Raw genomic sequence first — 26232 nt, forward strand, 5'->3', positions numbered from 1 at the left:
ACTCGTTCGTTCCGCTTGCACGGGTTTCCTTCGCACCAGGCGCCATTTGCATACGAGTTGCCGCGGATTTCATAGAATTTTATAAAAAGGTTGATAATGCAAAATTTAGAAAAATTACAAGAAAAACTGGGCTATAAATTTAAAAATTTAACCCACCTCAAGATCGCTCTTACGCACAAAAGCGCCAAAAACGGACACAACAACGAGAGGCTAGAATTTTTAGGCGATGCGGTGATGGATCTGATCGTGGGCGAGTATCTTTTCAAAAAATTTAGCAGCGACGAGGGCGATCTGAGCAAGCTGCGCGCCGCACTCGTGAACGAAAGCAGCTTTTCTAAATTTGCAAAATTTTTGGGCATCGGCGAGAACCTTAATATGTCGCTGTCCGAGGAGCGCAACGGCGGGCGCGAGAAGCCATCGCTGCTTTCGGACGCCTTTGAGGCGATAATGGGCGCCGTCTATCTTGAGAGCGGGCTGCAAAACACGGCCCGCATCGCGACCGCAATCTTAGAAATCCTCTATCCGCGCATCAGCTTTAACGAGCTCGTTAAAGACTACAAAACCGCGCTGCAAGAGCTCACGCAGGCAAAATTCGGCGTCACGCCCGAATATGTCCTTTTGGGCTCGAGCGGCCCCGATCACAAAAAAAGCTTCGAAATGGCGGCGCTTGTTGGCGGCAGGCGGCTCTCATCCGCCGTGGGAGCGAGCAAAAAAGAGGCCGAGCAAAAATGCGCGCAAATTGCGCTCGAGCTTTTACAAAGCAGCGCCTCACACGGCACTAGCGCGACAAATAGCGAGCAAACAGCATGCGATAGCGAAGCACAAAGCCGCGCGAACTGCGCTCAGGACGACAAAAAAGGCTCACAAGGCAGCAGCGGACGAGCGCGGGGCAGCGCAAAGAGCGATCGCGCCGGCACATCGGGCGGCACGCCGAGCGCTAAAAAAAGCAATGAGCGAAGCGGGCGTGATACGGATAAACAAAGCAGCGGCGATCAAGGAGACGCGCTATGAACACCTTCGGCGAGAGATTGCGCCTTAGCACCTTCGGCGAGAGCCACGGCGCGGCGATCGGCGGCGTTTTGGACGGCTTTCCGGCAGGCGTGGCGATCGAGATTTCAAATATCCAAAGCGAGCTTGACCGCCGCAAGCCGGGCGGCAAATACGCTACGCCGCGCAAAGAAGCCGACGAGATCGAAATTTTAAGCGGGATTTTTGACGGTCGCAGCACCGGCGCGCCGATCGGATTTATCATCCGCAACGCAAACCAGCACTCGAAGGACTACGAAAATCTAAAGGATATTTTCCGCCCCGCACACGCCGATTTTTCATATTTTGCCAAATACGGACTGCGCGATTACCGAGGCGGCGGGCGAGCAAGCGCGCGCGAAACCGCCGTACGCGCGGCTGCGGGAGCGTTTGCGCAAATTTTGCTAAATCACTTTAAAATTTCCGTAAAAAGCGGGATTTACGGCGTGGGCGAAATTTACGCCAAAGATTTAAATTTTGATTTTGCGCAAAATAGCGAAATTTTCGCGCTCGATCCCGCTGTGGAGGGCGCGCAGAAGGAGTTAATTCTAAGCGTCAAAAATGCTGGCGATAGTATCGGCGGCTGCGTGCTAACGCGCGTCACGGGCGTGCCTGCGGGGCTCGGCGAGCCGCTGTACGGCAAGCTGGATGCGACGCTTGCGGGCGCGCTGATGGGCATAAACGGCGTAAAGGCCGTGCAGATCGGCGCTGGAGTGAAAGTAAGCACGCTAAAAGGCAGCGAAAACAACGATTTTATGCACGCTAGTAAAAATTTGATCCGCACCAACGGCGGCAAGATCGGCGCAAATTTTGCAAGCAACAACGCAGGCGGGATCTTAGGCGGTATAAGCAGCGGCGCGCCTATCGAGATTGCGACGCATTTTAAGCCCACTCCGAGTATTTTTATGGCGCAGCACAGCGTGGACGTGCACGGCGCAGACGCGATCTGCGAGCTGCGCGGGCGGCACGATCCGTGTATCGCCGTGCGCGGCAGCGTCGTAGCCACCGCGATGGCGCGGCTGGCGATCGCCGATGCGCTGCTGCTAAACGCAAGCGCGACGCTGGGAAATTTAAAGCGAATTTACGGCGAGGATTAAATTTAGACGGGCGGTGCGGCGAAATTTTGCGAAATTTAATGAAATTTCAAGGGCCGAGCGATGAAATTCCCACGAGCGAGGCGGGCAAATTTTAAATTTACGCGGTAGGGCTATCGCGACAAGGAGGGCAAATGAGACTTGAGCGTATCGGCGAGGATTCGGCGCTGATCGCGCGCATAGAGGCGATCAACGTCGCGGCGTTCCCCGAAATCGAGCGTATCAGCATAAAAAATTTCTTAAAAATGTCGCGCAAAGGACAGCTTGAAATCGCGGCGATTTTCGAGGATTTTAGCGCCCTGGGCGGTGGCGCGGCTGATAAACATCACGCGGCGAGCGAAAATTTAAACGCGCCGAAACAAGATTTTTGCGCGGTAAAGCAAGATTGCGACGAAGCTAGCCAAGATCGCGATGTTGCGAGTAAAAATTCCGATGCGAGCGACTGCGGCGCGGTAGAATTAGCCTTTTTGAGTTTCGAAAATCGCGGCGCGGCTGATAAAAAATCTAATGCGACGTGTGAAAAATCCAGCTTGAAAAGTAAAAATCCCAGCAAAGCGAGCCAAAATTGCGGCTCTGCGGATAATTGCGCCACGACGGCGCAAAATTTAAGCGGCGAGGAGCTGGTTGGCTTTTGCGTCTATAGGACCGAGCAAACCTACAAGCGCGCGGTTTTGCACCACAAACAGCCGCCGCCTCGCCTCAATGCGGATAAAATTTTAAGATCCAAAGCCCATAGCGGCGTGGAATTTGAAGGCGCAGAGGATGAAATTTCAGGTGACGAAGTGAAATTTTCAGAAGCAGAATTTTCAAACGATACGATTGGTAAAATCGCAGACCGAAAAACGCAGTCTCTTGGCGGCGATGAAATTTTAAATGCGAGCGCAGATAGCAAAATTTTAACCGCTGCAGACTGTTCGATTTGCGGTGCGGGCGGCAAAATTTTATCAAGCGCCAGAAGGGATGAAATTTCATCAAGCGCCGCAGATGGCAAAATTTCATCGATCGCCTCGGAAAGCGGGATTTCGCGTCGCGATGAGAGTGAAATTCCAAGCGGCGGAGAAAGCGAGATTTTTTACGTGGCCTACCTTGGCATCGATGCGAAATTTCGCGGACTAGGGATCGGCTCAAGGCTGCTCGCGCTCATTGCCGAGCAAAATCCAAGCGCGCAAATCGTCCTTGACGTCGAGCCTCCGCACGAGGACGCGCCCAATCTCGCGCAACGCCTGCGCCGCATAGAATTCTACGGCAGACACGGCTTTCGGCGCTGCGGCAAGTTTTTCAACTACGCAGGTCTTAGCTTCGAGATCCTTGCTAAACCGCCGCTAAGCGCGCCGCAGCAGGGCTTTGACGTAGCGAGCTTCGTGAAATTTATCGGCGCAGGCAATAAATTTAGATTTAAAATCACCGACGCGCCGCTATACAAAAACTAATGCAAAAGTCCGAATTCAGCCTCATCTGCGACGATACGTTTTATAGAATTTTCTCCGCCTCTATCCTTGCGTTTTTTTGCATTTTTATCTCTTTGGACATCGGCGGATCGGGGGAGCTGTTTTACACGGACAGCCTGCTACGCTCGCAGCGAGCCAAACCTAGCCTGACGATCGTTTTTTTGTTTTTAGCGTTACTTTATCTGCGAAGCGGTAGCAAAGAGGCGGCGCGCGTGGAATTTGACGAGCTTAAAATATCCTTTCGCAGAGGGCTAGACAAATACGATCTTATGCTTGGATGCGTCGATCTGATAGAGCCGTCATTCGGATTCGTGCGGACATTTCGCGTGCCGTTTATAAGCTACGAGCGGTTTTTGAAACTGCAAGAAATTTTAAAATTCTTGCTTCTTTTCGCATACGTCGCGGGCGTGTTTTTGACGATCAAATTCGGCTTTGTCGAAGCTGCGATCTATGCAGCGGCGGGCATTTTTGCTATTTTGATCGCCTCAAAGCTCGTCGTCGCGCGGAGGCTAGACGGACGAGCGGGGCTACGACTGCGCGACTGCCTGCTACTGCGCGGCAAGGACGATACGGGCGCGGCGGTATTTTTTTGCATCCGTCCTAGCCGCGCCGAGCGTGAAGCTTTACGTATATATTTTTTGAAAAATTTCAGCTACGACATTAAGGCGTGAAATTTTTCGGTTTTCAGCGTAAAATTTAGACCCGCGGAGTAGTTTGGCTACGGCTAAACGTAAACGAAGCGCAAAGGCGGATGCTGCGCGAGTATTTCGCGGCGAGATTGGGGTTAGATTTCGAGCAAAATTCCGTCCGCGGCAATCGCAGATGAGATCGCTCTGTGTCTGAAAAGCCCCATAGCTAGTCGCAAAGAGCGCCACATTGTCCGTCCGCTTAACGAGGATGGTCGCCGTTCGTCGCAACTCGCCTCGCCGCAAGAGCCTCCGCAAATACCCCGACCTTTAAACGCACCGAAAGCAAGGCGGTGATAAAATGCGCTTCGTCAAAAATCATACCGAAAAGGAATTTTATGAGGGACTAAGACAAAGAGCCGATCAAAATCATAGATAGGGCGGTTTACTTTCAAAACAATATCGTTCTTTTTCTTTCACTCGGTTGCCTATATAAAATATTCAATCTAGAAGTTACTCCGTTAAACTTGAAATTTTACACGCATTTTAGTGCCGATTTAGTTATGTTTATCGTAGTGGTCTTTTTATTGTTGCCGGCTACATTACTTTGGCCTATTAAAAGAAAGGGCAGCCCCGCGTATTTTTTATTGGAAAATAATAAAATCAGCTATATAAATGCTTTCGACGATAAGCCTGGATCGCTAAATCAAGCGCTAAATGATTTTTATTTTGTCAAGAAAGAGGAAATAATAAAAATTTGCAATGCCTGCGAATAGATAAGGTGAGTTTTTGCGTTATATCAGAGCTATACGATAGCTACGGAAGATTTCACTATTTTTCGTCATACGAGCTGTATAAAAAGTCGTCCATAGGGGTACACATAGGAAAGGCTGTATTGTTTTTATATCTTACGATAAATTTTATATTATTCATCTTGCCGTTTAAAATTTATATGCTGATAAGAGCGGATGAGCCTTTGGGCTTAATCCGCAAAAATATCGTGCTAAGGTTCAAAAATAGAAATTACTTCCTTATAAATATATATTCTAGGCGAGATCTGGATGAGATACTAGAGTATTTTAAGCAAAAAGGCGTCCAAGTTACGGATAAAGTGGTCTTTATGCCGCAGGCGCAAAATAAAGGCTTGTTTACCGATAAAAACGAAATTTGGAGCGATGATTTTAGCGATACGCAAATTCCAAAAGACACGTTTAAGCGAAAGCTTAGACGGTTTTTTAGCTTGGATTGAAGAGCGATTCCGCCCGTTTCAGCGTAAAATTTAGACCCGCGGGGTAGAATTACAAAAATTTTTACACGGAGCAAACAATGAAAAATTTCTTTCTAGCCGCAATAGTTTGCGCGCTTTTTAGCGGTTGCGCATATGAAGCGCAGTTTAATCAAAACGCCGACGTAGCGCCGTTTGACGACACTATAAGCGCGACCAACGCCATGCAAAGTGCGCTCATTTACATCCCTGGCGAGCTAATGGGGACAAAAAGCTACGTCGCAAGCTCGAAGTTAGGCAGAGACGATGAGCTTAAAATCGACGTCGGCGAGTTCGTCGCAGGCGAGGCAAAGCGCTTCTTCGGCACCTACCTAAGGCGCGTGAGCGTCACCGACGACGAAAAAGCGCTGCAAGGCAAAGGGCTCGTTATCGCGCCTGAGCTTAGCTCATTCGGCTTTGGCTTTTACAGCTCTGACGGCATCGATGTTTCGGCAAAGCCCTATGTGCGCTACAATCTACGTCTAAAAATGTTTAAAAACGGAAAGCCGATCTACAACCAAAATATCGCCGTAAACGAGCGCAACTTCGGCGAGGAGGAATTCTTCGGCGGCGGTCAGGGCTCATACGCGCAGATCGGCGGGATCTTTCAAAAATCGATGGCGAATGATTACGCCGTGCACGCTAGAGAGATTTTGGACGTAATCAACGATAATTAATCGTGCTTGCGCCTTTGTGCGTGGTAAGCGACATCTGGTTGCTTATTTTTACCTGCCGTCTTGTGGTAAAATTTGTCGCGGCGATCTTACGGCACGCGCTTGCGGATCGTCGCGCCTAAGCTCTATCTGGCGATATAATTAATATGGCTTTAAAGCTCCCATAGACGCGCTTTCTTGCGGGATTTACTCATTTGGGGGCATTGGATTTTGATATCGAGTTTGCCAGCGCTCTAGACATCGAATTAATATCACAAGCTGGGTAAATTCCGTAAAAATCACGTTATGAAATTAACTTGGCAGCCCATATTTAAGTGCGGCAAGCCGATAAATTCCGCACCTTGACATACTGCCTAATTCCGTTTTTTAGGGCTAAACTCCGCAAATAAACTTTTCACGTTCTCTGCCCTGCTTGCATAAATTTTATATTCGCAGTACCAAAAGATTCGCCCTAAATTTAAAGCACCGATTAATATTAATTTTTATATCATTACTAAATTTTTTAAGGAGAGAATTATGAAAAAGTTTTTATTGCTTCCGTTTGCTTTCGCGGCGCTTTTTGCGGCACCAAGTTGCGATAATGTCCAACTCAAAGCGGCTGTGGAAGGTATCAATAAGAGTGCGCCGATGCGAGTCGACGAGATTACCACATTAACGGGTGCTGAGTGCAAGGATGGCAGCTTCATCTATAACTACGAGCTAAATGACGGCATGGGAATGAAATTTGACAGTGTCGGAAATGATCAAAAAACCGTGATACAAAATGTCATAGATAGTCAAAATAAGCAAATTTTTTGCAACCAGATGAAAGTAATGCATCCGCTAATAAACAGCGCGATATGGAGCTATAAGATAAAAAGTGGCGAAGAATTTATAAGGGTAGAATTTAAGCCTAGCGACTGCAAGTAGCGCTTGCGCGAGATTTAAAATTTAGCGCGGTGTGAGCCTTTGCCTACTCGCCCGCGCCGAATTCGCTTAAAATTTATCCGCTTCGCTTTTGATTTCGCCTGCGCAAAAGTAACATGTTAAAATCTTTGCTTGACTTTTACCGCGCCGCCGCGTATATCATGACGCGGATCGGCGTGTATTTCGTCACCACAAAGCGCTAAAACGCGCGAGTCCTTTTTAAGCCGCGATCTAATTTTGCGTCAGGTTCTGCCAGTGGCGTTTTTCATTAAAATTTGACTATTTCACGCGGAATTATATCTATGTAGCAGCGCAAACACCGCGTAAAGCTTTCGCGCGAAATTCTATAAGTTACGGAATTTTATTTGAAACAGCATCGTAGATTTTGAGTCAGAATTTTAGAATTTATTGTGACGCTGCACCTGCTGCGATGAAATCTTGCTGAATTGTATCCGCGATCTGCTTGCATAAAATTTTGCGTCAAAGCACAAGCTCGCTTGCAAGCTTGCAGATGTGTCAGCCAGCTAACGCACCGCCACACAAAACGCGGCTAATCAAATGCTTCGCTTGGGTTTTAAAATTCACTGCGCACAACTGCTTTTATCCAGCGCGATTTTTATCGGCGGCAAGCCCTCTATCTCGTAATTTAACACCATAGTTTTGCCGAGCTCCCGCAGGCGCTGCGAAAATTCCGTGCTGCAAAAGCTAGCCTTCGCCTTGGCAAACAGCATCTCTTTTAAAATTTCCGCATCACCCGCATCTAGCGCGCTAAGATCTAAATTTGGCGAGCTATTTAGCGCGTAATCGTATATGAAGCTACCCTCTTCGCATGCGGCGCCTTTTAAAGTCGTAGCATCGTCGATCCTGCGCGGCACGCCCTCGTTTATCCGCGCTAGCGCATCTCGCACCTGTTTGCTTTCGCAGAAGTTTCGCTCTAGCTCGCCGCGTTTTTTCTCCGCATAAAATTCCATCGCCACATTTGCCAAAATTCCGATTCCAAAAAGCACTAGCAAAATTTTAATCGGCTTATTTAGCCGCGCGCTTAAGCTTTGCGCGTCCATCAGCGCGCCCTTTCGCAGCACAGCAGCGTGTGTCCGACGCCCAGCCCGTCGTGGATGCGTGAAATTTTAAGCCCGGCGCGCTGCGCAAATTTAATCATATCGTCCGAGTGATAAATTTTGCTATTTCCGTTTGCCATCGCGGCGAAATACACGCTGATCTGCGTCATGCTATACGCGGCGGTTTCGTAGCGCTGTCTGTCCCAAAACGGCTCCAAAATATAAAGCCGTGCCTGCTCGCTCATCGACTCCGCCGTACGCGAGAGAATGCTTACGATCTGCTCCTCTGCAAAGCAGTCCAAAAACTGACTTAGCCAGATCGCATCAAAGCCGTACGGAAAGCGCGTGGCAGGATCCAGCAGATCGGCCGCAAGCCCCTCTATGCGCCCTGCGCCCTTCTCGCCTGCGACGGCGTCTTTCATCATCGAAATTTGCCCCGCAAGATCCATTATCGTGACGCGCACATTTTCGTCGTAGCCTACGCACCGCTTAGCAAAGCGCCCCGTGTTGCCGCCTACGTCTAAAATTTTATCCGTCTTGCGCGAGAAAATGATCTCTAGCGCGGGCTCAAACGCCAAATCCGAATAAAAATGATCAAACGCGAGCCAGCTCTTGCGCACGTGCGGCGGAAGATGCGAAAGCGCCTCGTAGATCGTAGCCCACTGCCCAAAAACCTTTAACCCCTCGGGTTTGCCCGATTTTAGCGTCTCTTCGAGCCTAAAGAGCCCCTCGTAGCACACGTCGTGGATGAAGTCCATATCCACGCCGACGAGCTCGTCGGTGAGTAGAAAATATCCCGCCTTACTAAGCCGAAATTTCTCGCCGCACAGCAGCACCGTGCCGATGCTAAGCGAACTTTCCAAAAGCAGCTTTACGGCGTATTCGCTAAGCGAGAGCTTCTGCACGATCTCACTTATGCTTAGCCCGCCCTCCACCTCATGAAGTGCGCTTAAAATTCCAAATTTTTTCATCAGCCTACTTACCTGAAAAACTACAGGTGCAAAGGCGATCTCATTCGCCGTCCGCTGCGCCTCGCCCGCGCTTTGACGCTCGGCGCCGTAACGATCTAAAAGCTGTTTGGGAAGTTTCATTTTTGATCCTGCTTATGTAAATTTCGCAAAATTTTAGCAAAAAATTCTAACTTTTCTTGCGCCCGCTAAGAATTTGCGCATATCTTAGAATTTTGCGATGAAATTTTAAAATTCCGTCTTAAAATTTATAGAATTTTAGTTAAAATCCTTTCACCAAAATTTCGCGTAAAAGCTCTGCGAAAATGTCAAATTTAGGAGAATCCTTGAAACTTCAAATGTCCTTGATGTCGGTTGCTTGCGTCATAATCATCCTGGCTGGTCTTAAAGCCGCGCAGGCTATCGTCGTGCCATTTTTGCTAGCTATTTTCATCACGGTGCTCGTCTCGCCGCTGGTGCTTTATGTCCAAAAGATCCGCGTCGGGCGCGTCTTTAGTTTCCTCATCATTACCTTTGCCTTCGTGGCGATTATAGTGTTTTTCGGCGCAGTCATCTTCGATGCGATCAAGGAATTTTCAGCGCGCCTACCCGAGCTGCAAGCAAAATTTGAAGAGGTGCTAGGAGGCGTGAGTGCGAAGCTCTCTCTATTCGGCATAGAGCTTAACGCCGCAAGCCTAGGCATTGATCCGAGCGAAGCCGCCGCGCAGCTATCTGCACTACTGCGCAAAACAGGCTCGATAGTCTCGACGGGATTTTTCATTTTTATAATGGTTTCATTTATGGTCTTTGAAAGCTCTGTGATCGACGAAAAAATCCGCTATTTTTCGCAAAGTAGCCGTGCTACGCACACTTTCGTGAAGAAATTTGCCTCCAGCCTCAAAAAATATCTGCTAATTAAAACTATCGCTTCAGCTTGCACCGGTGCGCTCATCGGGCTCGGACTATGGGCGCTCGGAGTTCCGTATGCCGCGCTGTGGGGGATTTTAGCCTTCGTACTAAATTTCATCCCCACCATTGGCTCGATCGTAGCGGTCTTTCCGACACTTTTCGTGACGCTAGCTACGATGGATATAAGCTCTAGCATCTGGACTATCGCAATCTATTTGGTTGTAAACGTAGCGATCGGAAATATCATCGAGCCACGATTTTTAGGGCAAGGGCTCGGGCTTTCAACGATCAGCGTACTTGCAGGGCTGCTGCTATGGGGCTTCGTGCTTGGTATCGGTGGGCTGTTTTTGGCTGTGCCGCTTACGATGAGCATTCAGATCGCGCTTGCCTCAAATGACAAAACGCGCTTCATCGCGACTCTATTAAGCAACAAGGTCGAAAGATAAAGCGAAATTCCGCGGAATTTTAAAATTCTATAAATTTTAGCTTGAGCGCGCTCAAGAGTATTTTTGTCTCTTTTAGATAAAATCCGCCCAAAAGGATCAAATATGACGAGCGAAAAATTTATTTACGAAGTAAACACGGTGACGAAATTTATCCAAATTTACTGCGATGGCAAGCATGCGGATGCGCCTAAAAAAGATGGTGCCGTGCTTCATAACTACAAAGACGACAAGGGGCTCGTGCAGACGCACTTTCATCTCTGTAGCGACTGTGAGCGAATGCTACGCTATGCCTACGTGCGCCTTGGTGCCTGCCCGCATACCGAAAAGCCGCGCTGTCACCACTGCCCGCATCCGTGCTACGAGCGTGAAATGTGGGTAAATATGGCTAAGATGATGAAATATAGCGGCATGAAGCTTGGGCTTACGAAGATCAAAAAGCTTTTTTCGTTTAAAAAAAGCTAACTTGTACTTATAATTCAGCTAGAGTTTGCGGGTAAAATTTATCTTTGCAAGCTCGCTTCATCCTTATGCAAAAAGTATAAAAAAGTAGCGTGAGAACAAGCGCAAAAAAGATATAAAATAAATCAAAATGCTAAATCTTAGCGCGTAAAATTCTACCTTGCAAACGCAAATCCTCCGCAATCCTTGATAATAAATAATTAAATTTGAGTTTATAGTTTTAAGTTAGAATTGTGCCCAATCAAAGGAGAAAATATGAAGGTCATTACCATCGCGGTCGTTAACGGCAGGGTCGTAAACGAAAAGGAATTAATCGCGTCTATCGCCGATTATGACGATTTTACCGCGGTTGCCGAACAACTCCGCAAAGGGCTGAAATCGAGATATTTTACATCTAGAGAGCATGCGAGAATCTATAAAAAAATCAGTGTCGAGACGGGCTTTAGGCGTGTGCGATTCGATTACAAACCTTATAAAGATAAAATTTCAAACCTTATTGCCGAGGGCTACACCGTCAAGGCGATCCTAAAAAAGATCGGCGAGGAGGATGAAGCGTTCAAAAACGCCGTTACTGCGCCCGGGCTTACGCACTTCATCTCCGTGACGTTCAAAGATGAAAAAACAAGACTTCGCGCAACCGCCAAAAAAAGCGAGGATTTCTTATACGCGTATCGCTTCGAGATAAAGAAAATGCACTTCCAAGGCGTTAGCAATAAAGAAATTTTAAAATATATGAAATCTCAATACGAAAAAGATTTTGCCAAAGTAAGCGAGCGCGATCTTGCCGCTTTTATCGAGGCAAACGCCGTGCTTGATACCGACCGCAAACTCTCGCTGTATAAAAAGCCGAGCCTTTATGATCCGCATTTTAGCGAGATTATGAAGCTTTACGCAAGCGGTATGCGCGTCTATGACATCTGGAAGACGCTTAAGGCCAAATACCCAGAGTTAGCCAAGCTTCAGGCGCCGAGCCTTTATCAGTTCATCGCAAATAACGCCCTTGGCAAAGCCAAATATATGCAAAAAGACTGATATGCCTGCGCTTCTTTCAAATTTTACTTTCAAATTTAAAATTTCGCCGCGATAAAGATCGATGAAAGCCGGTGAAATTTCGATGAAAACCTGCGTCATTCTCTGCGGCGGTAAAAGCTCGCGTTTCGGCAGCGACAAAGCGCTGTTTCCATTTCGCGGGCATCCCAGTATGACGCACTTTCTTTTCTCGCGCTTAAGCCGCGAGTTTGAGCGGGTTTTCGCCTGCGCCAAAAGCTCTAAATTTAACCCGCCGCTTCCTATGATCTACGATGAATTTGAGGAATTTTCGCCGATGGGCGCGTTGTATTCGGCGCTAAAGCCATTTAGCGGCGAGCGCATTTTTATCATCCCAGCCGACATGCCTTTTGTAGAAATTTCCACTATTCGCGCTCTTAGCGAGCAGGAGGGGCAAATTTGCGTGGCGGGCGACGAAGCGCATAGACATAGCCTGTGTGGATTTTTTGACGCAGATCTCGCGCCGCGCGCGCTTGAGCTCTACCGCGCAGGAGAGCATAAGATCGGCGCGCTCATCGGATCTGCAAATTCCAAAGTGCTAAATTTCAAAAACAAAGAGCAGTTTTTAAATATAAATTATCAAAACGATTTAAAGGGCGTAGATGAAATTTAAAGCTTTAGCATTCGCATTTTGCGCCATGAGCCTAGCCGCACAAGACCTATCCGATCTATACGCAAAGGCTAGCGAATACGAGGCCAAAGGCGATTACAAAAACGCGATGATCTATTACAAAAAGATTGCCGCAGCAAGCCTGGCGGATAAAGGCGATAAACCGCGCCGAAAAGTCGCAGAAGATTCTACCTCGTCCGCAGAAAACCGCGCTTCGCACAATGATACCGCCGTTTTAAGCTTTGCGCCGCCGCAAAACTCTTTCGCACAAAATTCCGCCGCGCCAAAACCCATCGAGCCAAATTCCACTTCGTCAAATTTTGCAGACACAAACTCGGCCACGTCAGGCTCCGCGTCAAATTTAGCATCTAATTCCGCCTCGCTCCCGCAAAATTCCACTGCCTCAAATTCCGCGCCGCAAGGCGAGCAAAATGGTCGAAATTTTGGATTTTTGGGGCTTAAATACTACGAGCCGATCTATATGCTTTTCACCCACGATTTTAGTAAAAAGCCCGATCGTAAGGCGGATGAGTTGCATTTTGAGTTTAGCTTTGAGCGGCCGATTACCTACGACGCACTGGGGTTTGGGGAGAAAATTTCATTTGCTTACGCGCAAAATTCCTGGTGGCAGATCACGCAGGATAGCGCCCCTTTTCGCGAAAGCAACTACCGCCCCGAGCTCTACGTTAGCGCACCGGTGCCGTTTGCGGATGAGCTAAAGATCGGCGCCATGCACGAATCAAACGGCAAGGGCGGCGAGGAATCGCGCTCGTGGAATAGACTCTACGCACAAAGCACCTGGAGCGCGGACGGATTTTCTATTACCCCCAGAGCGTGGTATGCGTTTTGGCTGGACCGCACGAACGAGGACATCGCGGATTATATGGGCTACGGCGATCTGCGCGCGTCATACACCTTCGGCAAGCAGCGACTTAGCGCTCTGTGGCGAAATAATCTGCATTTTGACGGCAGTAACCGCGGCGCGATCGAGCTAAACTATAGCTTCCCGATCTTTAACAGCGGATTTTACGGCTATCTGCGCTACTTCAATGGCTACGGCGAAAGCCTCGCGGATTATAAACGCAGCGTCAATAAGATCGGCGCGGGTCTTTCGTTCGTAGAATTTTAAGGCCGCAGACACCGAGCCGCGGGCTAAATTTAAACTCGCGGCTCGGTCGCGCGTCTTAAAATCGCGCCAAATTTCAACCGCTTTTAAATTTCTTAGAAATTAATATTGTTTTAGATACAATTTAGGATTAAATTTTAAACAAAGGATCAAGAAATGGCACAAATTCAAGAGGCCGAGCTCATCTGGAAAGACGGCAAGCTAATCCCATGGGCGGAGGCCACTACTCACGTTTTGACGCACTCTTTGCACTATGGAAACGCCGTATTTGAAGGCGTACGCGCTTATAAAACCGACAAAGGCTACGCGATTTTCCGCTTGGACGAGCACACTCGCAGGCTTGAAATTTCGGCAAAACTCTGCCTAATCAAGCTTCCGTTTAACTTCGAACAGCTTCGTCAGGCTCAGATCGACGTCGTCGCAAAAAATCGCTTCAATCAGACCGTTTATATCCGCCCACTTGCGTACTTCGGCTACGGCTCGATGGGCGTTTCGTCTACGAACTGCTCAGTAAACGTCATCGTCGCAGCGTGGCAATGGGGCGCGTATATGGGCGAAGAGGCGCTACGCAAGGGCATCAAAGCCAAAATTTCATCGTGGATAAAGCCGGCGCAATTTTCGATGATGGCAAAAGCCAAAGCAAGCGCGAATTATTTTAACTCGCAGATGGCAAATTTTGAGGCGGTCGATGCGGGATACGATGAGGCGATACTGCTCGATCCGCAAGGCTTCGTCGCAGAGGGGCCGGGCGAGTGCCTATTTATCGTAAAAGATGGGCTCATCATCACTCCGCCTAACGACACCAGCCTAGAGAGCATCACTCAAAATTCAGTCATAGAAATCGCGCGCAGCCTGGGCTACGAAGTCCGCAGAGAGCGCATCGCTCGCGATCAGCTCTATGCCGCGGACGAAGCGTTTTTTACCGGCACCGCCGCGGAGGTCACGCCGATTAGCAACATCGACGGCAGGATCATCGGCAAGGGTGAGATGGGCGAGGTCACGAGCCGCTTGCAAAAGGCGTATTTCGCCGTCGTTACAGGCAAAGACCCGAAATTTGAGCACTGGCTCACTTACATTAAATAAGGACGCGCATGCCAGCGGATTTGAATGATTATTTTAATAAGAAAAATAGCGACAAAAAAGGCGGGAATTTAAATTTTAAAATTCCTAATTTTGGAGGAATGGGCAAGTTTAGCGGCGTGATTTACGCTATTATTGCGATAATCGCGCTACTCGTGATCTCAAAACCCTTTGTCACGATCCAATCGGGCGAGGTGGGGATCAAGTCAAATTTAGGCAAATATGATCCGACGCCTCTTGGCGCGGGACTTCACTTTTTCGTACCGTTCATACAGGACGTATTCGTCGTAGATACTCGCACGCGTATCATCAACTACACCAGCAGCGAAGATATGAGCGCAGGTATCGCCACTAAAAGCGGTACTGCGGGCGGTATCATCAGCAAAAACTCGCTCTCGGTGCTAGACTCGCGAAATTTGCCCGTCAGTATCGACATTACCGTGCAATACAGGCTCAATGAAGCCACGGCGCCCAACACGATCGCCGAGTGGGGCTTTTTGTGGGAGGATAAGATCATCGATCCGCGCGTAAAGGACGTCGTGCGCAGCGTCATCGGTAACTATGCCGCCGAGGAGCTGCCTACCAAACGCGACGAGATCGCCAAATCGATCGACGACGGCATCCGCAAGAATATCGAAGCACTGCCGAATTCGCCCGTAGATCTGCTAGCCGTGCAGCTTCGCGAGATCATCCTGCCGGCTAAGGTAAAGGAGCAGATCGAGCGCGTGCAGATCGCCAAACAGGAGGCTGAGCGCACTAAATACGAGGTCGAGCGCGCAAATCAAGAGGCGCTTAAAAAGGCTGCTCTTGCCAAAGGTAACGCAGACGCCGTCAAAATCGAGGCTCAAGGCCGTGCCGATGCCGCTAAGATCGAGGCTGACGCGCAAGCCTACGCCAACAAAGAGATCGCAAAGAGCTTGGATGCAAATCTTTTAAGCCTTAAGCAGATCGAGACGCAGGCTAAATTTAACGAGGCGTTGCGCGAAAACAGCGACGCGAAAATTTTCCTAACGCCGGGCGGCGCGGTGCCTAATATCTGGGTCGATACGAAAGATAAAGCAAAGCAAAGCGCCATCGAGCGGGAAAATTAAAATTTCAGGGGCTGTGCGCTCCGATTTCGCGAACTAAATTTAATAGCGAGATTTGAAATAAGCCTGCTCCGGGCGCATAAGCTTAACTCTCGATTTCGCAAGTTAAGCTTAGCGGCGAGCGCAAAAGCTCGCGACGAGCAGAACTCGCGCCCGTCGTGGCTTAAGCCTAGCGGTCGCTTAAAATTTAGCCGCCAGGCTTATCCTTTTAAATTTACGAGGCGCGCCGCTTCGTAAATTCATAACTCAAATTCCGCGTGCGGCGGCTAAATTTAAGGCGCGCGACTTCGCAAACTAAGGATCAAAGATGAAGGTAGATTGGCAAAAACTGGGCGGGCTGCTCCCCGCGATCGTGCAGGATGCGGGTGACGGCGCGGTTTTGATGCTCGCGTATATGAACGAAGAGGCGCTAAGCCTGACGCTGCAAACGGGCTACGCGCACTACTTCTCGCGCAGCAAGGGGCGCATCTGGAAAAAGGGCGAGGAGAGCAGGCATGTTCAGCTTGTGCGAGAGGCGTTTTTAGACTGCGATAACGATACGCTGCTACTTAAAGTCGAGCAATGCGGTGGATCTGCCTGCCACACGGGCTCGCGAAGCTGTTTTTACAAAGAGATCTCGCTGCAAAAATGCGGTGAAAATTTCGATAGTTCGAGCGCTTGCGGCACGAAAAATTTCGCAGAGTACGGCTCTGCAACCCCTCTCGCGCAGAAAAATTCCGCGAATTCTCGCACAGGGCAAAATTCCGCTTCCTGCGACGGCTCGGCGGATTACGCGCCCAAAAATTCTACTACCTACTGCAGCAATCAGAGCTCCGCAATGCAAAGCCCCTCTGCGACGAATTCCGCGTTTACAAATTCCGCCGCAGAGCGCAGCGAGCAAAATTTAGACGCCGCCGCGCAAAATTCTACGCTCGAAAGCTCCGCAGAAAAAAGCCCGTACGGCATTTTGGACGAAATTTATCACGTCTGCTTGGATCGCAAGCTAAACGGTGAGCCCGCGCTCTCCTACGTCGCTTCGCTCTACGCGAAGGGCGAAAACGCCTATCTCAAAAAGATCACCGAGGAGGCGTGCGAGTTCGCGCTGGCTTGCAAAGACCTCTCGCGCAGAGAGCTTTACGCAGACGTCGCGCGCGAGGGCTTCGGCGAGCACAGAGCGGGCGAGCCGCGATACGACGTGATTTATGAGGGGGCGGATCTTTTATTTCACCTTCTGCTCGCACTTGCGGCGCACAATATCCATCCAGACGCCCTGCTTGACGAGCTAGCGCGCAGGCAAGGGCAAAGCGGCATCGAAGAAAAGCGCAGCCGAGAAAAATGATGCGTAAAATTTAATCGCGAAGACATCTTTTCCGCTTCCCCGCCTTACGCGGCGAGCAAAATTTAAAAAGCGACGCCGAAATTCTACGCCGAATTTCAGCGACGAAAGCATGCTTCAACCGCGCTATTGCCGTAAAATTTAATCGCGCTGCGCGAGCAAATCCGCGCGTAAATTTAAGCGCTTGCGTAAATCGTAAAATTTCACTAAAATTTTAAAATCAAATTTTAAAGGATAGCTGATGAAACAGATCACGATGCAGGAGGCTTTGGACGCGGTTGGCGAGCGCTACTGCAAAGGCCATCACTACGAAAGCGTAGCGCTAAGCGATGAGATGGTGCGCCGCATCTGCGAGGTAAAAAGCCTCGTAAATATGGGCTTTATAGCTACGACCATCACGGACGCGGCACTACAGCATCTAGCCACGCTACCGAAGCTTGCGTATCTGCTTTTGCAAGATAGCGATAAGATAAGCGGCGAGGGCTTTAGGCATTTTCGTAATCACGCCAAGCTCGAACACGTCGGCATCGAAAACGTCAGTATCACGGATGAGGGGCTAAAAGCGATCGTGCAAATCCCGAAGCTAAAATCGCTGCGCCTGGTCAATTCGCACGTGAGCTTTGCGGGGCTGCTAGCCGCGGCAGATACGAAAATCCAGTTTTATCTTAGCGGCGGGCAGTTTAGCAAGGAGCAAATCGCGGAATTTGAGCAGGCGCAAAGAGACGCCGCAAAGAGCAAAAAGAAGCTTGATCCAGATGACCTGGCGGCGGCGCAGAGTGCGCTTTTAGAATTTTTCGCGGCGATGAGCGAGTGGGAGAAATTTGCCACATCGCGAATCGATGACGCAGACGACGGCGAGGTGCAGCGCAGGTGCGAGGAGCTCTTTGCGCGCTACTGTACGCCCGTTAGGCGCAGCGGCTTCCGCCCCGAGGGCATCTCCTTTTCGATGATGGAGGGCGGCACCTACGGCGGGTACGAGCTAACGGACGCCGAATGCGAGAGCAAAAATAAAATTTACATCTACGCCAAGGACGAACACGGCTTCGCGCGCCGCTTCCTGCTCGTGCGCAAGAATGGGCGCTGGCTCGTAGATAAATACCAAGGCATGGACAGCAAAAACCGCGGGCTGTAAAATTTGAGCGCAAAACGGGGTTTAAATTTCATTCTCGGCGCGATCGCAGAGATAAAATTTAGCCTGCCGCGGGCACTGTGATAAAATTTCATCGGCGCTGCAAAAACAAAGATAAAGAGGGCAAATGAGCGGTAAAATTTCTGCGTACGACGCGCACGGCGATCAAAGAAAGGTGCGAATGAAAAGGCGAATTTTCTCCGAGCTGGGCGGCTTCGTGGTGTACGAGCCCGCGCTACTCGCGCGCTATCTGGATGAGCACGGGCTTGCGAGCGGCGATGTTCTTGCCTATTTTACGCAGACCGAGCACGGGGGCGCGGTCACAGAAGAGGGTATCGCGGTGCCGATATCGGGCGTCCGCAGCGATTATTACGATTTTGCGGTTACCGTGGGCGAGGCGAGCGAGGAGATATTCGCACAAGACGAAGCGAAAATCATCTCTCGCGGCTGGGTTTTTCATTCCTCGGGCACGCTAAAAATCGCAGGCATCGGCTATTTTAAAGATATGAGCTGCATTAGCGAGCAAAACAGCCTGAGTTTTCGCGTAGAGCGCGGTCGGTACAGCTTAGAAATTCTGGGCGGATACCGAGGCGCAAATTTTGGCGGCACGCCCGCTTCCCGCGATGATACGCCTATTTTAAGCGATACGCCCGTTTTTCATCTGCGGCTTACGCCTTCTGCCGAGCCTAAATTTAGCGGCGATTTGGGAGCGTCATTTTATTTTTAACAGAATTTATAAAATTTTACGTAAAATTTCTCTTTTTATACGCAACAAGCAAGCAAAATTTTATAAATTTAGCCGCATTTCACCGCTGCGCCCAGCAAAATGCTATAATCGGCGCCAAATTACGGGAGGCGAGAGATGGCTTTTGACAAACTTATGGACGCGCTAGCTCAAAACGGCTGGCAGATACGGCGCAGGGATGAAATTTGCCCGCCGCGGGGCGAATTTTTGGGCGGCAGATTTAAAAATTTAAGCGAAAATTTTTACCGCTTCGTTTGCTCTTTTGAGACTTTACATGACGCTGCGGACGCCGTTTGGTTCGTGTCTGCTCGGGATTATGCGTCGTCAGGCGCGGATGAGGCGGAATTTTGCTACGGAGATTTTGAAAAAGACAGCCTGGAGTGCGCGGCTAACGATGCGGAAAGAGCCGCCGTGAGCGCGTTTTGGAGCAGGTGCTTGCCGTTTTTATTTTCGGTCAGGGGCGAGCGCTGCTTTGCGGGCATCCTCACGCAGGGCACGGACGCAGGCAAGATCGTATTCGGCGCGGAACCGATCTACGAGGATGCCCTGGTCATCGCGCAAAACCTTGAGGAATTTATCGCTCTTTTCCTCGCCGCACTCACGGACAAAAGCGCCGCGAAATATCCGCTTTCTTGTTTTGCGTAGCAGCATGCGATACGAACAAAGCGGTACTGCGAGCGCGAGTAGAACAGCGGCGGGATGCGGGTAAATTTTAGCCTCGCGCAAAATATGCGCCGCGGATCATATCGGAGAGTAAAATTTCGCCCGATGTTTAGAGTAAAGCGCGGAAAAAGCGGTGCCACAAATTATACGAGCTACAGAAGTCTGCCCGCACAGCCCTGCCAGCCTATCTCCTTAAGTGCTTCAAGAATATCATCGTTTTGAAATTTAATGCTTACCGATAGAAACGGACAGCGCTCCACCCGTCCTAAAAGCGGTAAGTCACTTGCGCAAAGTAGGAATTTCTGCATGTCGTAGCGATACTGCTTGCCTCTAAATTCCACCATTTTACCGCCGCGCAGACACAAGCACACGCCAGGCTCATAGATCGTCGCGATGAAGTCTGGGGCTTTTTTGACGATAAAAGCTAAGCGCCCCTATAGGCTTCTGAGCGTGCCCCTAGGCGGGATATAGCTCGTCCGCGATCTTTGTGGCGTCTTTTAAAATTTTATCTACTTCGTTCATCCCCTCTCCTTTAAATTTACGCGGGTTATACTTAAATTTGCACGATTGGGCAAGGAATTTGGACTATCGTGCTACCGCAAAATTTTAAAAAAGGCTATAATTTAGCAACTTTATTTAAAGGAGAGAATATGATAGATTTTAGTTTTTACAACCCCGTGAGGATAGAATTCGGCAAGGATAAAGAAAAGCATATCGGGCAGTATATGAAGGAAGCGGGCGCGAAAAAAGCTCTCGTGTTATACGGTAGCGAGCGCGTGCGAAAAAGTGGTCTGATGGACGTCGTGGAGGGCAGTTTAAAGGCAAGCAGTATAGAATTTGCGCAACTTGGCGGCATAAAATCAAATCCCGTGTTAAGTAAAGTAAATGAAGCGATCAAGCTCGCTAAAGAATTCGGCGCCGATAGTGTGCTTGCTGTGGGCGGCGGAAGCGTGCTGGACTCGGCGAAAGCCGTAGCCGCGGGCGCTTGCTACGAGGGCGACGTGTGGGATTTTTTCACCGGCAAAAATCCTAGCGCCGCGCTTAAAATTTTTGACATCATCACCCTCGCCGCGACGGGCTCGGAGATGAACTGCGGCGGAGTGGTGACTAAGGAGCAGACCAAGCAAAAATACCCGATCAGCGCGCCGTGTCTATACCCGAAGGTCTCGGTCATAAACCCGCAGCTGCAAGCAACCGTCAGCCGCGAGTATCTCGTATATAGCGCGAGCGACATCGTCGCGCACAGCATCGAGGGATATTTTACCGCTAGCGTCCACCCGGGCATCGTGCGAGCCTATATCGAAGCCAACATCAAAACCGTCATCCGCACGACTGAAGCTCTGCTTGCAGATCCGAGCGATTACGATGCGCGCGCCGAGTTTGCATGGGCTGCTACGATGGCGCTAAACGGACTAACCTACGTGGGCGTGGGCGGCTTCGGCTATCCGAATCATATGATAGAGCATGCGATGAGCGCGGTCGTGGACTGCGCGCACGGAGCCGGTCTTAGCGTGGTAATGCCTGCGTGGATGAGGTGGTATAAGGATAGGAATTTAAGCGCATTTGAGCGTTTCGCTCGTGAAATTTTCGGCCTTAAAAGCGCGGATGAAGGCACCCTGGCGCTTAAGGCGTGGTTTGATAAGATCGGTACGCCTACTAGCCTCGCGCAGCTTGGCATCGAAGGTAAGGTACTAGACGAGGTCATAGACGTAGCCGCGACAAACGCCAAAGCGTGGAATATGGTGGAGCTCTACAGCCGCGAAAATATCGTTAAAATTCTTGAGCTGGCAAGATAAATTTAAATGGAGTAAATCGGCTTATGTCTTTAGCCTCTTGCTTTGACTTTTGATTTTCGGACGGTCGTTAAACCGTCCGAATTTATCATTTTGGATTGAGCTCTTTTAAATATTTGGCTAGCCGACTTTGCCTATTTACTTGCTAAATTTGAGAAAGTGGGCCGGTGGATATTCGCAGCTTGCTATTTTATAAATTTTACTAAAATTCAAAAAATCAAGGAGGCACAATGAGCAAGATAGATGAAATTTGCAAGTATTTGGGCGCTAAATTTAGCTCAGACGGCAAGATACAAAGCGATATAAAGGAGCTATTTATCTACCGAGCAAGCGTGCCGACCGAGTTTTTAACCGGCGTTTACGAGCCGGCGCTTTGCATAGTTTTTAAAGGTTCAAAACTAGCCAAAGTCGGTAAAGATTTTTACGAGTACGATGAGCAGCGCTATCTGCTAGCCGCTACGCATATCCCCGCCGTTGCGAAGATCAAAGGCTGCCCGTATCTAGCCATAAAGATCAACTTCGAGTTAGAAGATATCTTAAGCGTGATCGAGAGCATTTGCGGCGCCGAGAGCAAAAAGGGCGAGTTTGCAGGGCTGGCTCTTGGAGCGGTAGATGATGAGCTGCTTGAAGCCGTATTTAAATTTATCCGTTTGCTAGAGCGTCCAAACGATGCTAAATTTTTAGCAAAGCTCGCGATAAAGGAAATTTTATACATACTCTTAAAGGGCAAAAACGGCGATTTCTTGCGTCAATACGCAATGCTAGAAACCATAGAAAACCGCATCACGCGCGCCGCTAAAGAGATAAAATTAAACTACGCCGAGGCGATAAATATCGAAAATTTAGCCAGAAAGCTCGGTATCAGCGCATCGTCGCTATATCATAACTTCAAGCGTATCACGGCGCTTAGTCCGCTTCAATTTCAAAAAAAGATCCGCCTCGAAGAGGCAAAAAATCTCTTGATAAATCAAAATTTAGACGCCGCAGAGGCTGCATTTGCCGTCGGCTACGCGAGCCCGTCGCAGTTTAATAGAGAGTACTCCAGGATGTTTGGCATGCCTCCTAAGGCGCACGTCTTAGCCATAACTGGCGCTTAAATTTAGTGCGGGCAGGTCTGCTGTCTCTCGTTGATTTTATCTCCCAAGCCTCTTTTATCTAAATTTAGATTTTCGACCCACCCCAACTACAAATTTGATCTAAATTTTGTATTTTTTATAATATTTGCAGAAATAGGCAATGATTTTACAGGATCGTTCTACCTCCTTTTTTTTAAAACCGTTATAATCACTTCAGTTAAAAAATTAAAATTACAAGGAGTAAAAATGCAGTATTTAACCTTAAACGACGGCAACAAAATGCCGATTTTAGGCTACGGAGTGTATCAGGTGGAGCCCGCAGAGGCTCAAAGGTGCGTTGAGGATGCGATTGGCGTGGGTTACCGCCTCATCGACACTGCGCAGTCTTATCATAACGAAGAGGGCGTTGGCGCGGCGGTTAAAGCGGCAATAGCCGGCGGCGTGAAACGCGAAGAGCTTTTTATAACGACAAAGCTTTGGGTGAGCGACGTAAGCGAGGATAGAGCGCTAAAAGCCTTTGATGCGTCGATGAAAAAGCTAGGGCTTGATTATCTCGATCTGTATCTCATCCATCAGCCATATAGCGACACTTACGGCGCATGGCGAGCGATGAGTAGGCTTAAAAAAGAGAGTCGCATCCGCAGCATCGGCGTTAGTAACTTTAACCCCGGCCAAATTATGGACTTTGCGATAAACAACGAGATAAAGCCCGCGATAAATCAGATCGAGTGCAATCCTTTTCATCAGCAACTCGCAGCGCAGGTAAATTTAAAGGAGCTCGGCATCGCGATGCAAAGCTGGGCACCTTTTGGCGAGGGTAGAAAGGATATGTTTGGCAACGCAGCGCTAAAAATGATCGCACAAAAGCAAGGCAGAAGCGTGGCTCAAGTGATTTTACGCTGGCTCGTGCAGCGCGGTATCGTCGTCATACCAAAGAGCGTGAGTAAAGAGCGCATGGCGGAAAATTTCAATATATTTGACTTCTCGCTAAGCGAGGCGGATATGCAAACGATCGCAAGGCTAGACGATGGTGCGAGCCTATTTTTCGATCACAGCGATCCGCAGATAGTAAAGATGATAAATAACCTATTAAGATAAGTTCGGCTTCGCCGGCTAAATTTAAAAAGGTTAAATTTGAAAAAAATTTTGATTTCGGCGCTATTTGCGGCAGCACTAGCGGGAGGGCAGATGAACGAGAGCTTTACAAAAGAGAGCAAAATTTCAGATGTCGTCCGTGATGCGGCGTTTGGTGATTACGGCAGGTTGCTTTTCCCTACGCACAAGGGTTATTTTAGCGGCGCTAAGCTTGGCGAGCTAAATTTGACGTGGTACGAGCACATCGATGCCAATAAAACGGTTGAAATTTTAAACTATCTAAAAGATCGCGCTAAGGCCGGCGAGCAGGTATTTTATGATATTTACTCAAATACCGAAAAAGCCGCCGATCCGCGCAAAAACGATACTGGGCTTTTTTATTTCAAAGGAGAGCGGGGCAAACCGTTTGCAGTGGTGGTTGCCGGAGGCGGCTTTACCTATGTGGGCGCGATGCACGATAGTTTCCCGCATGCGCTTGAGCTTTCTAAAAAGGGCTACAACGCCTTTGCGTTGATCTACCGCCCGGGCGCTAGGAGCGGGGCGCAAGACCTTGCTCGTGCGATTAGCTTTATTGTTGAGCACGCAAAGGAGCTTGAGGTGGGAGTGGAGTTTTATTCGCTGTGGGGCGGCTCGGCCGGAGCTAGACTTGCGGCGATGCTGGGAAGCTACGGCACGCAGGCTTTTGAGCAGGGCTCGCATCCACGCCCTGCAGCCGTGATAATGCAATATACGGGCTATTCGGACTTTACGCGAAATGATCCGCCGACCTTTGCCGTCGTTGGCGAAAACGACTGGATCGCAAACCCCGGCGTGATGGAGCGACGGATACGAAATTTAGCCGCTGCGGGCGTTAAAACGCAGTTTCGTAGCTACGCAAATTTAGGTCACGGATTTGGCTTAGGCACCGGCACGGCGGCACAAGGCTGGCTGGATGAGGCGGTCAAATTTTGGCAAGAACAGATGAGATAAAAGAAAGGAAAATAAAATGAAAGAACTAAGTAAAATAATGGCTACAGCGCTTGCTATGTGTTCATTCGCGGCAAACCAAAGCGCAGCGGAAAATATCAAATTTGAGCCGCAAAAGACGCTCGTAGTCTATTTTTCAGCAGGCGGCAATACGGCTAGAGCGGCAAATTTAATAGCGCAAAATTTAGGTGCTAAGATAGTCGAGCTAAAACCGGCACAACCCTACACAAACGCAGATATGAACTACAACGATCCAAAAAGTCGCGTTAGTCGCGAGCACGATGATGCATCGCTTAGGAGCGTACCGCTAACTAACGCTAAAATCCCCGGCTGGGAGAACTACGAGACTGTTTTTGTGGGCTATCCGATCTGGTGGCACGATGCTGCGTGGCCGATCGACGAGTTTATAAAAAACAACGATTTTAACGGCAAAAAAGTGATCCCGTTTTGCACCGTTTATAGCTCCGGGCTTGAAAATAGCGATAAAAATTTAGCCAAGAAAGCAAACGGCGGCGAGTGGCTAGCGGGGAAGTGCTTCGGCGAGAGACCGAGCGAAAAAGAGATAAAAGAGTGGCTTGCGAAATTTTAGGCGAGCTCGCACTTTGGCTTTAAATTTGTGATTAAATTTAAAGCGGGCATAATGAAAGATAAAAAATGAACGCTAAAATTCTTAAAATTTTGAGTTTAGCGACCGGTGCGCGCGTTAAATTTAAGCGCACAAGAGCACTGCGAAAAATATAGACAAAGGAGAAGGGATGCAGGAAAAGCAAGTTTTGGTTAAAAAGGAAAATCTCGCCGTCTATGACAAGGTGAGCGATAAAATTTTTGCAGGCGGTCTGCCGAAAGTCACGCTACTTTTCGGCGCGACGCCTTATGCAAATGCAGGAGCAGCGCTAGTGCATTTTCCGCGTGGAGTACGCACGGCATGGCACACGCATCCCGTGGGCCAAAATTTAATTGTAACGCAGGGCAAAATTTACACCGGTACGGCGGACGGAATCGTGCAAATCGCTCGTCCTGGGACGTAGTGCTTTGTCCGCCGGGCGTCAAACACTGGCACGGAGCCGGACTGCACGAAGACGGCGAGCACATCGCGGCAGCCTTTGAAAAGGACGGCAAAAACGTAACGTGGATGGAGCATCTAAGCGAGGATGAGTATAAAAGTCTCGTCAAAAAAGCGGACGCAAAGGATGCGGAGTAGTATCCTCCAGATAGAATTTACGGTAGTTGCAGGTAAATTTTTGCGTGCCGTTAGGCACATTTAAATTTACCACTCGATGCTGAGCAGATCGCCGAAAATTTCTTTGCAATACTGAATGAAGCGTTTGGGAATTTTAACGCCGCTGATATCCACGGTGATGACGCTGTCTTGGATCTCAAAAACGATAAGCTCGCTAGTGATTTTCACTGCCTTGCAGCCGTTATAACATACGTCGCCATTACACTCGGCGTATAAGCCGTTATGCGGCGCGTCTGCGTCCTCGTATCGCCCGAGCTTGATCGGTCTTTGGAAAAGCAGATAGTTTTTATAGTCGTACCTGTCGTCCGCAAGGCCTATCATATAATAATTCTCGGCGCTGTTTTTGGAAGCGGTCGCAACACCTGCTTTAAAATTTAGTCTAAACATAAATTCTGCTTTGGC

At 49.1% G+C, this 26232-nt stretch carries 28 protein-coding genes and 2 pseudogenes; 26 read left to right on the forward strand and 4 right to left on the reverse strand.

Features of this window, described 5'->3' with window-relative positions:
- Nucleotides 1-96: 96 nt before the first annotated feature.
- The 7 genes and pseudogenes from rnc to Q0537_RS05910 all read left to right on the forward strand — a co-directional run.
- A pseudogene (gene rnc / locus Q0537_RS05880) lies at nt 97-759 on the forward strand (ribonuclease III); the annotation flags it as partial.
- 248 nt (nt 760-1007) lie between these two features.
- Nucleotides 1008-2123 (forward strand): chorismate synthase, encoded by a 1116-nt coding sequence (gene aroC / locus Q0537_RS05885; protein ID WP_297988446.1) that lies wholly within the window; start codon nt 1008-1010, stop codon nt 2121-2123.
- A gap of 131 nt (nt 2124-2254) precedes the next feature.
- Nucleotides 2255-3550, forward strand: a complete 1296-nt coding sequence (locus Q0537_RS05890) for a GNAT family N-acetyltransferase (protein WP_299225959.1) — start codon at nt 2255-2257, stop codon at nt 3548-3550.
- Complete coding sequence (locus Q0537_RS05895; protein ID WP_299225962.1) at nt 3550-4239, forward strand: hypothetical protein; 690 nt, start codon at nt 3550-3552, stop codon at nt 4237-4239. The genes Q0537_RS05890 and Q0537_RS05895 overlap by 1 nt, the downstream gene beginning before the upstream one ends.
- 712 nt (nt 4240-4951) lie before the next feature.
- Nucleotides 4952-5443, forward strand: coding sequence for a hypothetical protein (locus Q0537_RS05900; RefSeq protein ID WP_299225964.1), 492 nt, complete (start codon nt 4952-4954; stop codon nt 5441-5443).
- 77 nt (nt 5444-5520) lie between these two features.
- Nucleotides 5521-6135, forward strand: a complete 615-nt coding sequence (locus tag Q0537_RS05905) for a hypothetical protein (RefSeq protein WP_297902312.1) — start codon at nt 5521-5523, stop codon at nt 6133-6135.
- Between the two features lie 513 nt (nt 6136-6648).
- On the forward strand, nt 6649-7041 hold the full coding sequence (locus tag Q0537_RS05910; protein ID WP_295150746.1) for a hypothetical protein: 393 nt from the start codon (nt 6649-6651) through the stop codon (nt 7039-7041).
- Nucleotides 7042-7619: 578 nt separating this feature from the next.
- Here Q0537_RS05910 and Q0537_RS05915 read toward each other — a convergent pair.
- Both Q0537_RS05915 and Q0537_RS05920 read right to left on the reverse strand, forming a co-directional pair.
- Nucleotides 7620-8099: a hypothetical protein gene (locus tag Q0537_RS05915; protein WP_299225969.1), complete on the reverse strand. Its 480-nt coding sequence runs from the start codon at nt 8097-8099 to the stop codon at nt 7620-7622.
- Nucleotides 8099-9187, reverse strand: coding sequence for a class I SAM-dependent methyltransferase (locus Q0537_RS05920; protein WP_299225972.1), 1089 nt, complete (start codon nt 9185-9187; stop codon nt 8099-8101). Before Q0537_RS05920 ends, Q0537_RS05915 begins: the two co-directional genes overlap by 1 nt.
- A 203-nt stretch (nt 9188-9390) precedes the next feature.
- Here Q0537_RS05920 and Q0537_RS05925 point away from each other — a divergent pair, with 203 nt between their 5' ends.
- From Q0537_RS05925 to Q0537_RS05980, 12 genes and pseudogenes are all read left to right on the forward strand, one after another.
- Nucleotides 9391-10398: an AI-2E family transporter gene (locus tag Q0537_RS05925; protein ID WP_299225975.1), complete on the forward strand. Its 1008-nt coding sequence runs from the start codon at nt 9391-9393 to the stop codon at nt 10396-10398.
- Between the two features lie 102 nt (nt 10399-10500).
- Nucleotides 10501-10860 (forward strand): nitrous oxide-stimulated promoter family protein, encoded by a 360-nt coding sequence (locus Q0537_RS05930; RefSeq protein WP_299225978.1) that lies wholly within the window; start codon nt 10501-10503, stop codon nt 10858-10860.
- Between the two features lie 252 nt (nt 10861-11112).
- A complete protein-coding gene (locus Q0537_RS05935) occupies nt 11113-11889 on the forward strand; it encodes a hypothetical protein (protein ID WP_299225981.1) in 777 nt (258 codons plus the stop codon).
- Between the two features lie 61 nt (nt 11890-11950).
- The gene (locus Q0537_RS05940; protein ID WP_299225984.1) at nt 11951-12517 is read left to right on the forward strand and encodes a molybdenum cofactor guanylyltransferase; all 567 of its coding nucleotides are present in this window, start codon (nt 11951-11953) and stop codon (nt 12515-12517) included.
- Nucleotides 12507-13643 (forward strand): phospholipase A, encoded by a 1137-nt coding sequence (locus tag Q0537_RS05945; RefSeq protein WP_299225987.1) that lies wholly within the window; start codon nt 12507-12509, stop codon nt 13641-13643. The genes Q0537_RS05940 and Q0537_RS05945 overlap by 11 nt, the downstream gene beginning before the upstream one ends.
- Before the next feature lie 153 nt (nt 13644-13796).
- The gene (locus Q0537_RS05950; protein ID WP_299225990.1) at nt 13797-14723 is read left to right on the forward strand and encodes a branched-chain amino acid transaminase; all 927 of its coding nucleotides are present in this window, start codon (nt 13797-13799) and stop codon (nt 14721-14723) included.
- An 8-nt stretch (nt 14724-14731) separates the two neighbouring features.
- Nucleotides 14732-15811: an SPFH domain-containing protein gene (locus Q0537_RS05955; RefSeq protein WP_299225993.1), complete on the forward strand. Its 1080-nt coding sequence runs from the start codon at nt 14732-14734 to the stop codon at nt 15809-15811.
- 304 nt (nt 15812-16115) lie between these two features.
- Nucleotides 16116-16433: pseudogene (hisI, locus tag Q0537_RS05960) on the forward strand (phosphoribosyl-AMP cyclohydrolase); the annotation flags it as partial.
- Nucleotides 16428-17126, forward strand: coding sequence for a phosphoribosyl-ATP diphosphatase (locus tag Q0537_RS05965; protein ID WP_366811330.1), 699 nt, complete (start codon nt 16428-16430; stop codon nt 17124-17126). The pseudogene hisI and the gene Q0537_RS05965, both read left to right, overlap by 6 nt.
- Before the next feature lie 238 nt (nt 17127-17364).
- The gene (locus tag Q0537_RS05970) at nt 17365-18255 is read left to right on the forward strand and encodes an NTF2 fold immunity protein (protein ID WP_299225996.1); all 891 of its coding nucleotides are present in this window, start codon (nt 17365-17367) and stop codon (nt 18253-18255) included.
- Between the two features lie 124 nt (nt 18256-18379).
- Nucleotides 18380-18979 carry a hypothetical protein gene (locus tag Q0537_RS05975; protein ID WP_299225998.1) on the forward strand — a complete coding sequence of 200 codons (600 nt, stop codon included), beginning with the start codon at nt 18380-18382 and terminating at the stop codon, nt 18977-18979.
- 135 nt (nt 18980-19114) lie between these two features.
- The gene (locus tag Q0537_RS05980; protein ID WP_299226000.1) at nt 19115-19642 is read left to right on the forward strand and encodes a hypothetical protein; all 528 of its coding nucleotides are present in this window, start codon (nt 19115-19117) and stop codon (nt 19640-19642) included.
- A gap of 170 nt (nt 19643-19812) precedes the next feature.
- Here Q0537_RS05980 and Q0537_RS05985 read toward each other — a convergent pair whose 3' ends face one another.
- Nucleotides 19813-20079 carry an AraC family transcriptional regulator N-terminal domain-containing protein gene (locus tag Q0537_RS05985; protein ID WP_366811332.1) on the reverse strand — a complete coding sequence of 89 codons (267 nt, stop codon included), beginning with the start codon at nt 20077-20079 and terminating at the stop codon, nt 19813-19815.
- Between the two features lie 231 nt (nt 20080-20310).
- Between Q0537_RS05985 and Q0537_RS05990 the strand changes: the two genes are divergently transcribed.
- From Q0537_RS05990 to Q0537_RS06020, 7 genes are all read left to right on the forward strand, one after another.
- Nucleotides 20311-21456, forward strand: coding sequence for an iron-containing alcohol dehydrogenase (locus tag Q0537_RS05990; RefSeq protein ID WP_299226002.1), 1146 nt, complete (start codon nt 20311-20313; stop codon nt 21454-21456).
- Nucleotides 21457-21683: 227 nt separating this feature from the next.
- Entirely contained in the window at nt 21684-22550 is an 867-nt protein-coding gene (locus Q0537_RS05995) for an AraC family transcriptional regulator (protein WP_299226005.1), read from the forward strand.
- Nucleotides 22551-22775: 225 nt separating this feature from the next.
- Complete coding sequence (locus Q0537_RS06000; RefSeq protein ID WP_299226009.1) at nt 22776-23627, forward strand: aldo/keto reductase; 852 nt, start codon at nt 22776-22778, stop codon at nt 23625-23627.
- A gap of 36 nt (nt 23628-23663) precedes the next feature.
- On the forward strand, nt 23664-24593 hold the full coding sequence (locus Q0537_RS06005) for an alpha/beta hydrolase (protein ID WP_299226012.1): 930 nt from the start codon (nt 23664-23666) through the stop codon (nt 24591-24593).
- A 16-nt stretch (nt 24594-24609) separates the two neighbouring features.
- Complete coding sequence (locus tag Q0537_RS06010) at nt 24610-25179, forward strand: flavodoxin (RefSeq protein ID WP_299226015.1); 570 nt, start codon at nt 24610-24612, stop codon at nt 25177-25179.
- A gap of 166 nt (nt 25180-25345) precedes the next feature.
- Nucleotides 25346-25618 carry a hypothetical protein gene (locus Q0537_RS06015; protein ID WP_299226018.1) on the forward strand — a complete coding sequence of 91 codons (273 nt, stop codon included), beginning with the start codon at nt 25346-25348 and terminating at the stop codon, nt 25616-25618.
- On the forward strand, nt 25618-25791 hold the full coding sequence (locus Q0537_RS06020) for a hypothetical protein (RefSeq protein WP_299226021.1): 174 nt from the start codon (nt 25618-25620) through the stop codon (nt 25789-25791). Before Q0537_RS06015 ends, Q0537_RS06020 begins: the two co-directional genes overlap by 1 nt.
- 66 nt (nt 25792-25857) lie before the next feature.
- On the opposite strand, the gene Q0537_RS06025 is transcribed toward Q0537_RS06020, so the two are convergent.
- Entirely contained in the window at nt 25858-26217 is a 360-nt protein-coding gene (locus Q0537_RS06025; protein WP_299226024.1) for an Imm10 family immunity protein, read from the reverse strand.
- Nucleotides 26218-26232 lie beyond the last annotated feature (15 nt).

It is taken from the genome of uncultured Campylobacter sp. (genome assembly GCF_938017775.1).
Lineage (GTDB): Bacteria > Campylobacterota > Campylobacteria > Campylobacterales > Campylobacteraceae > Campylobacter_B.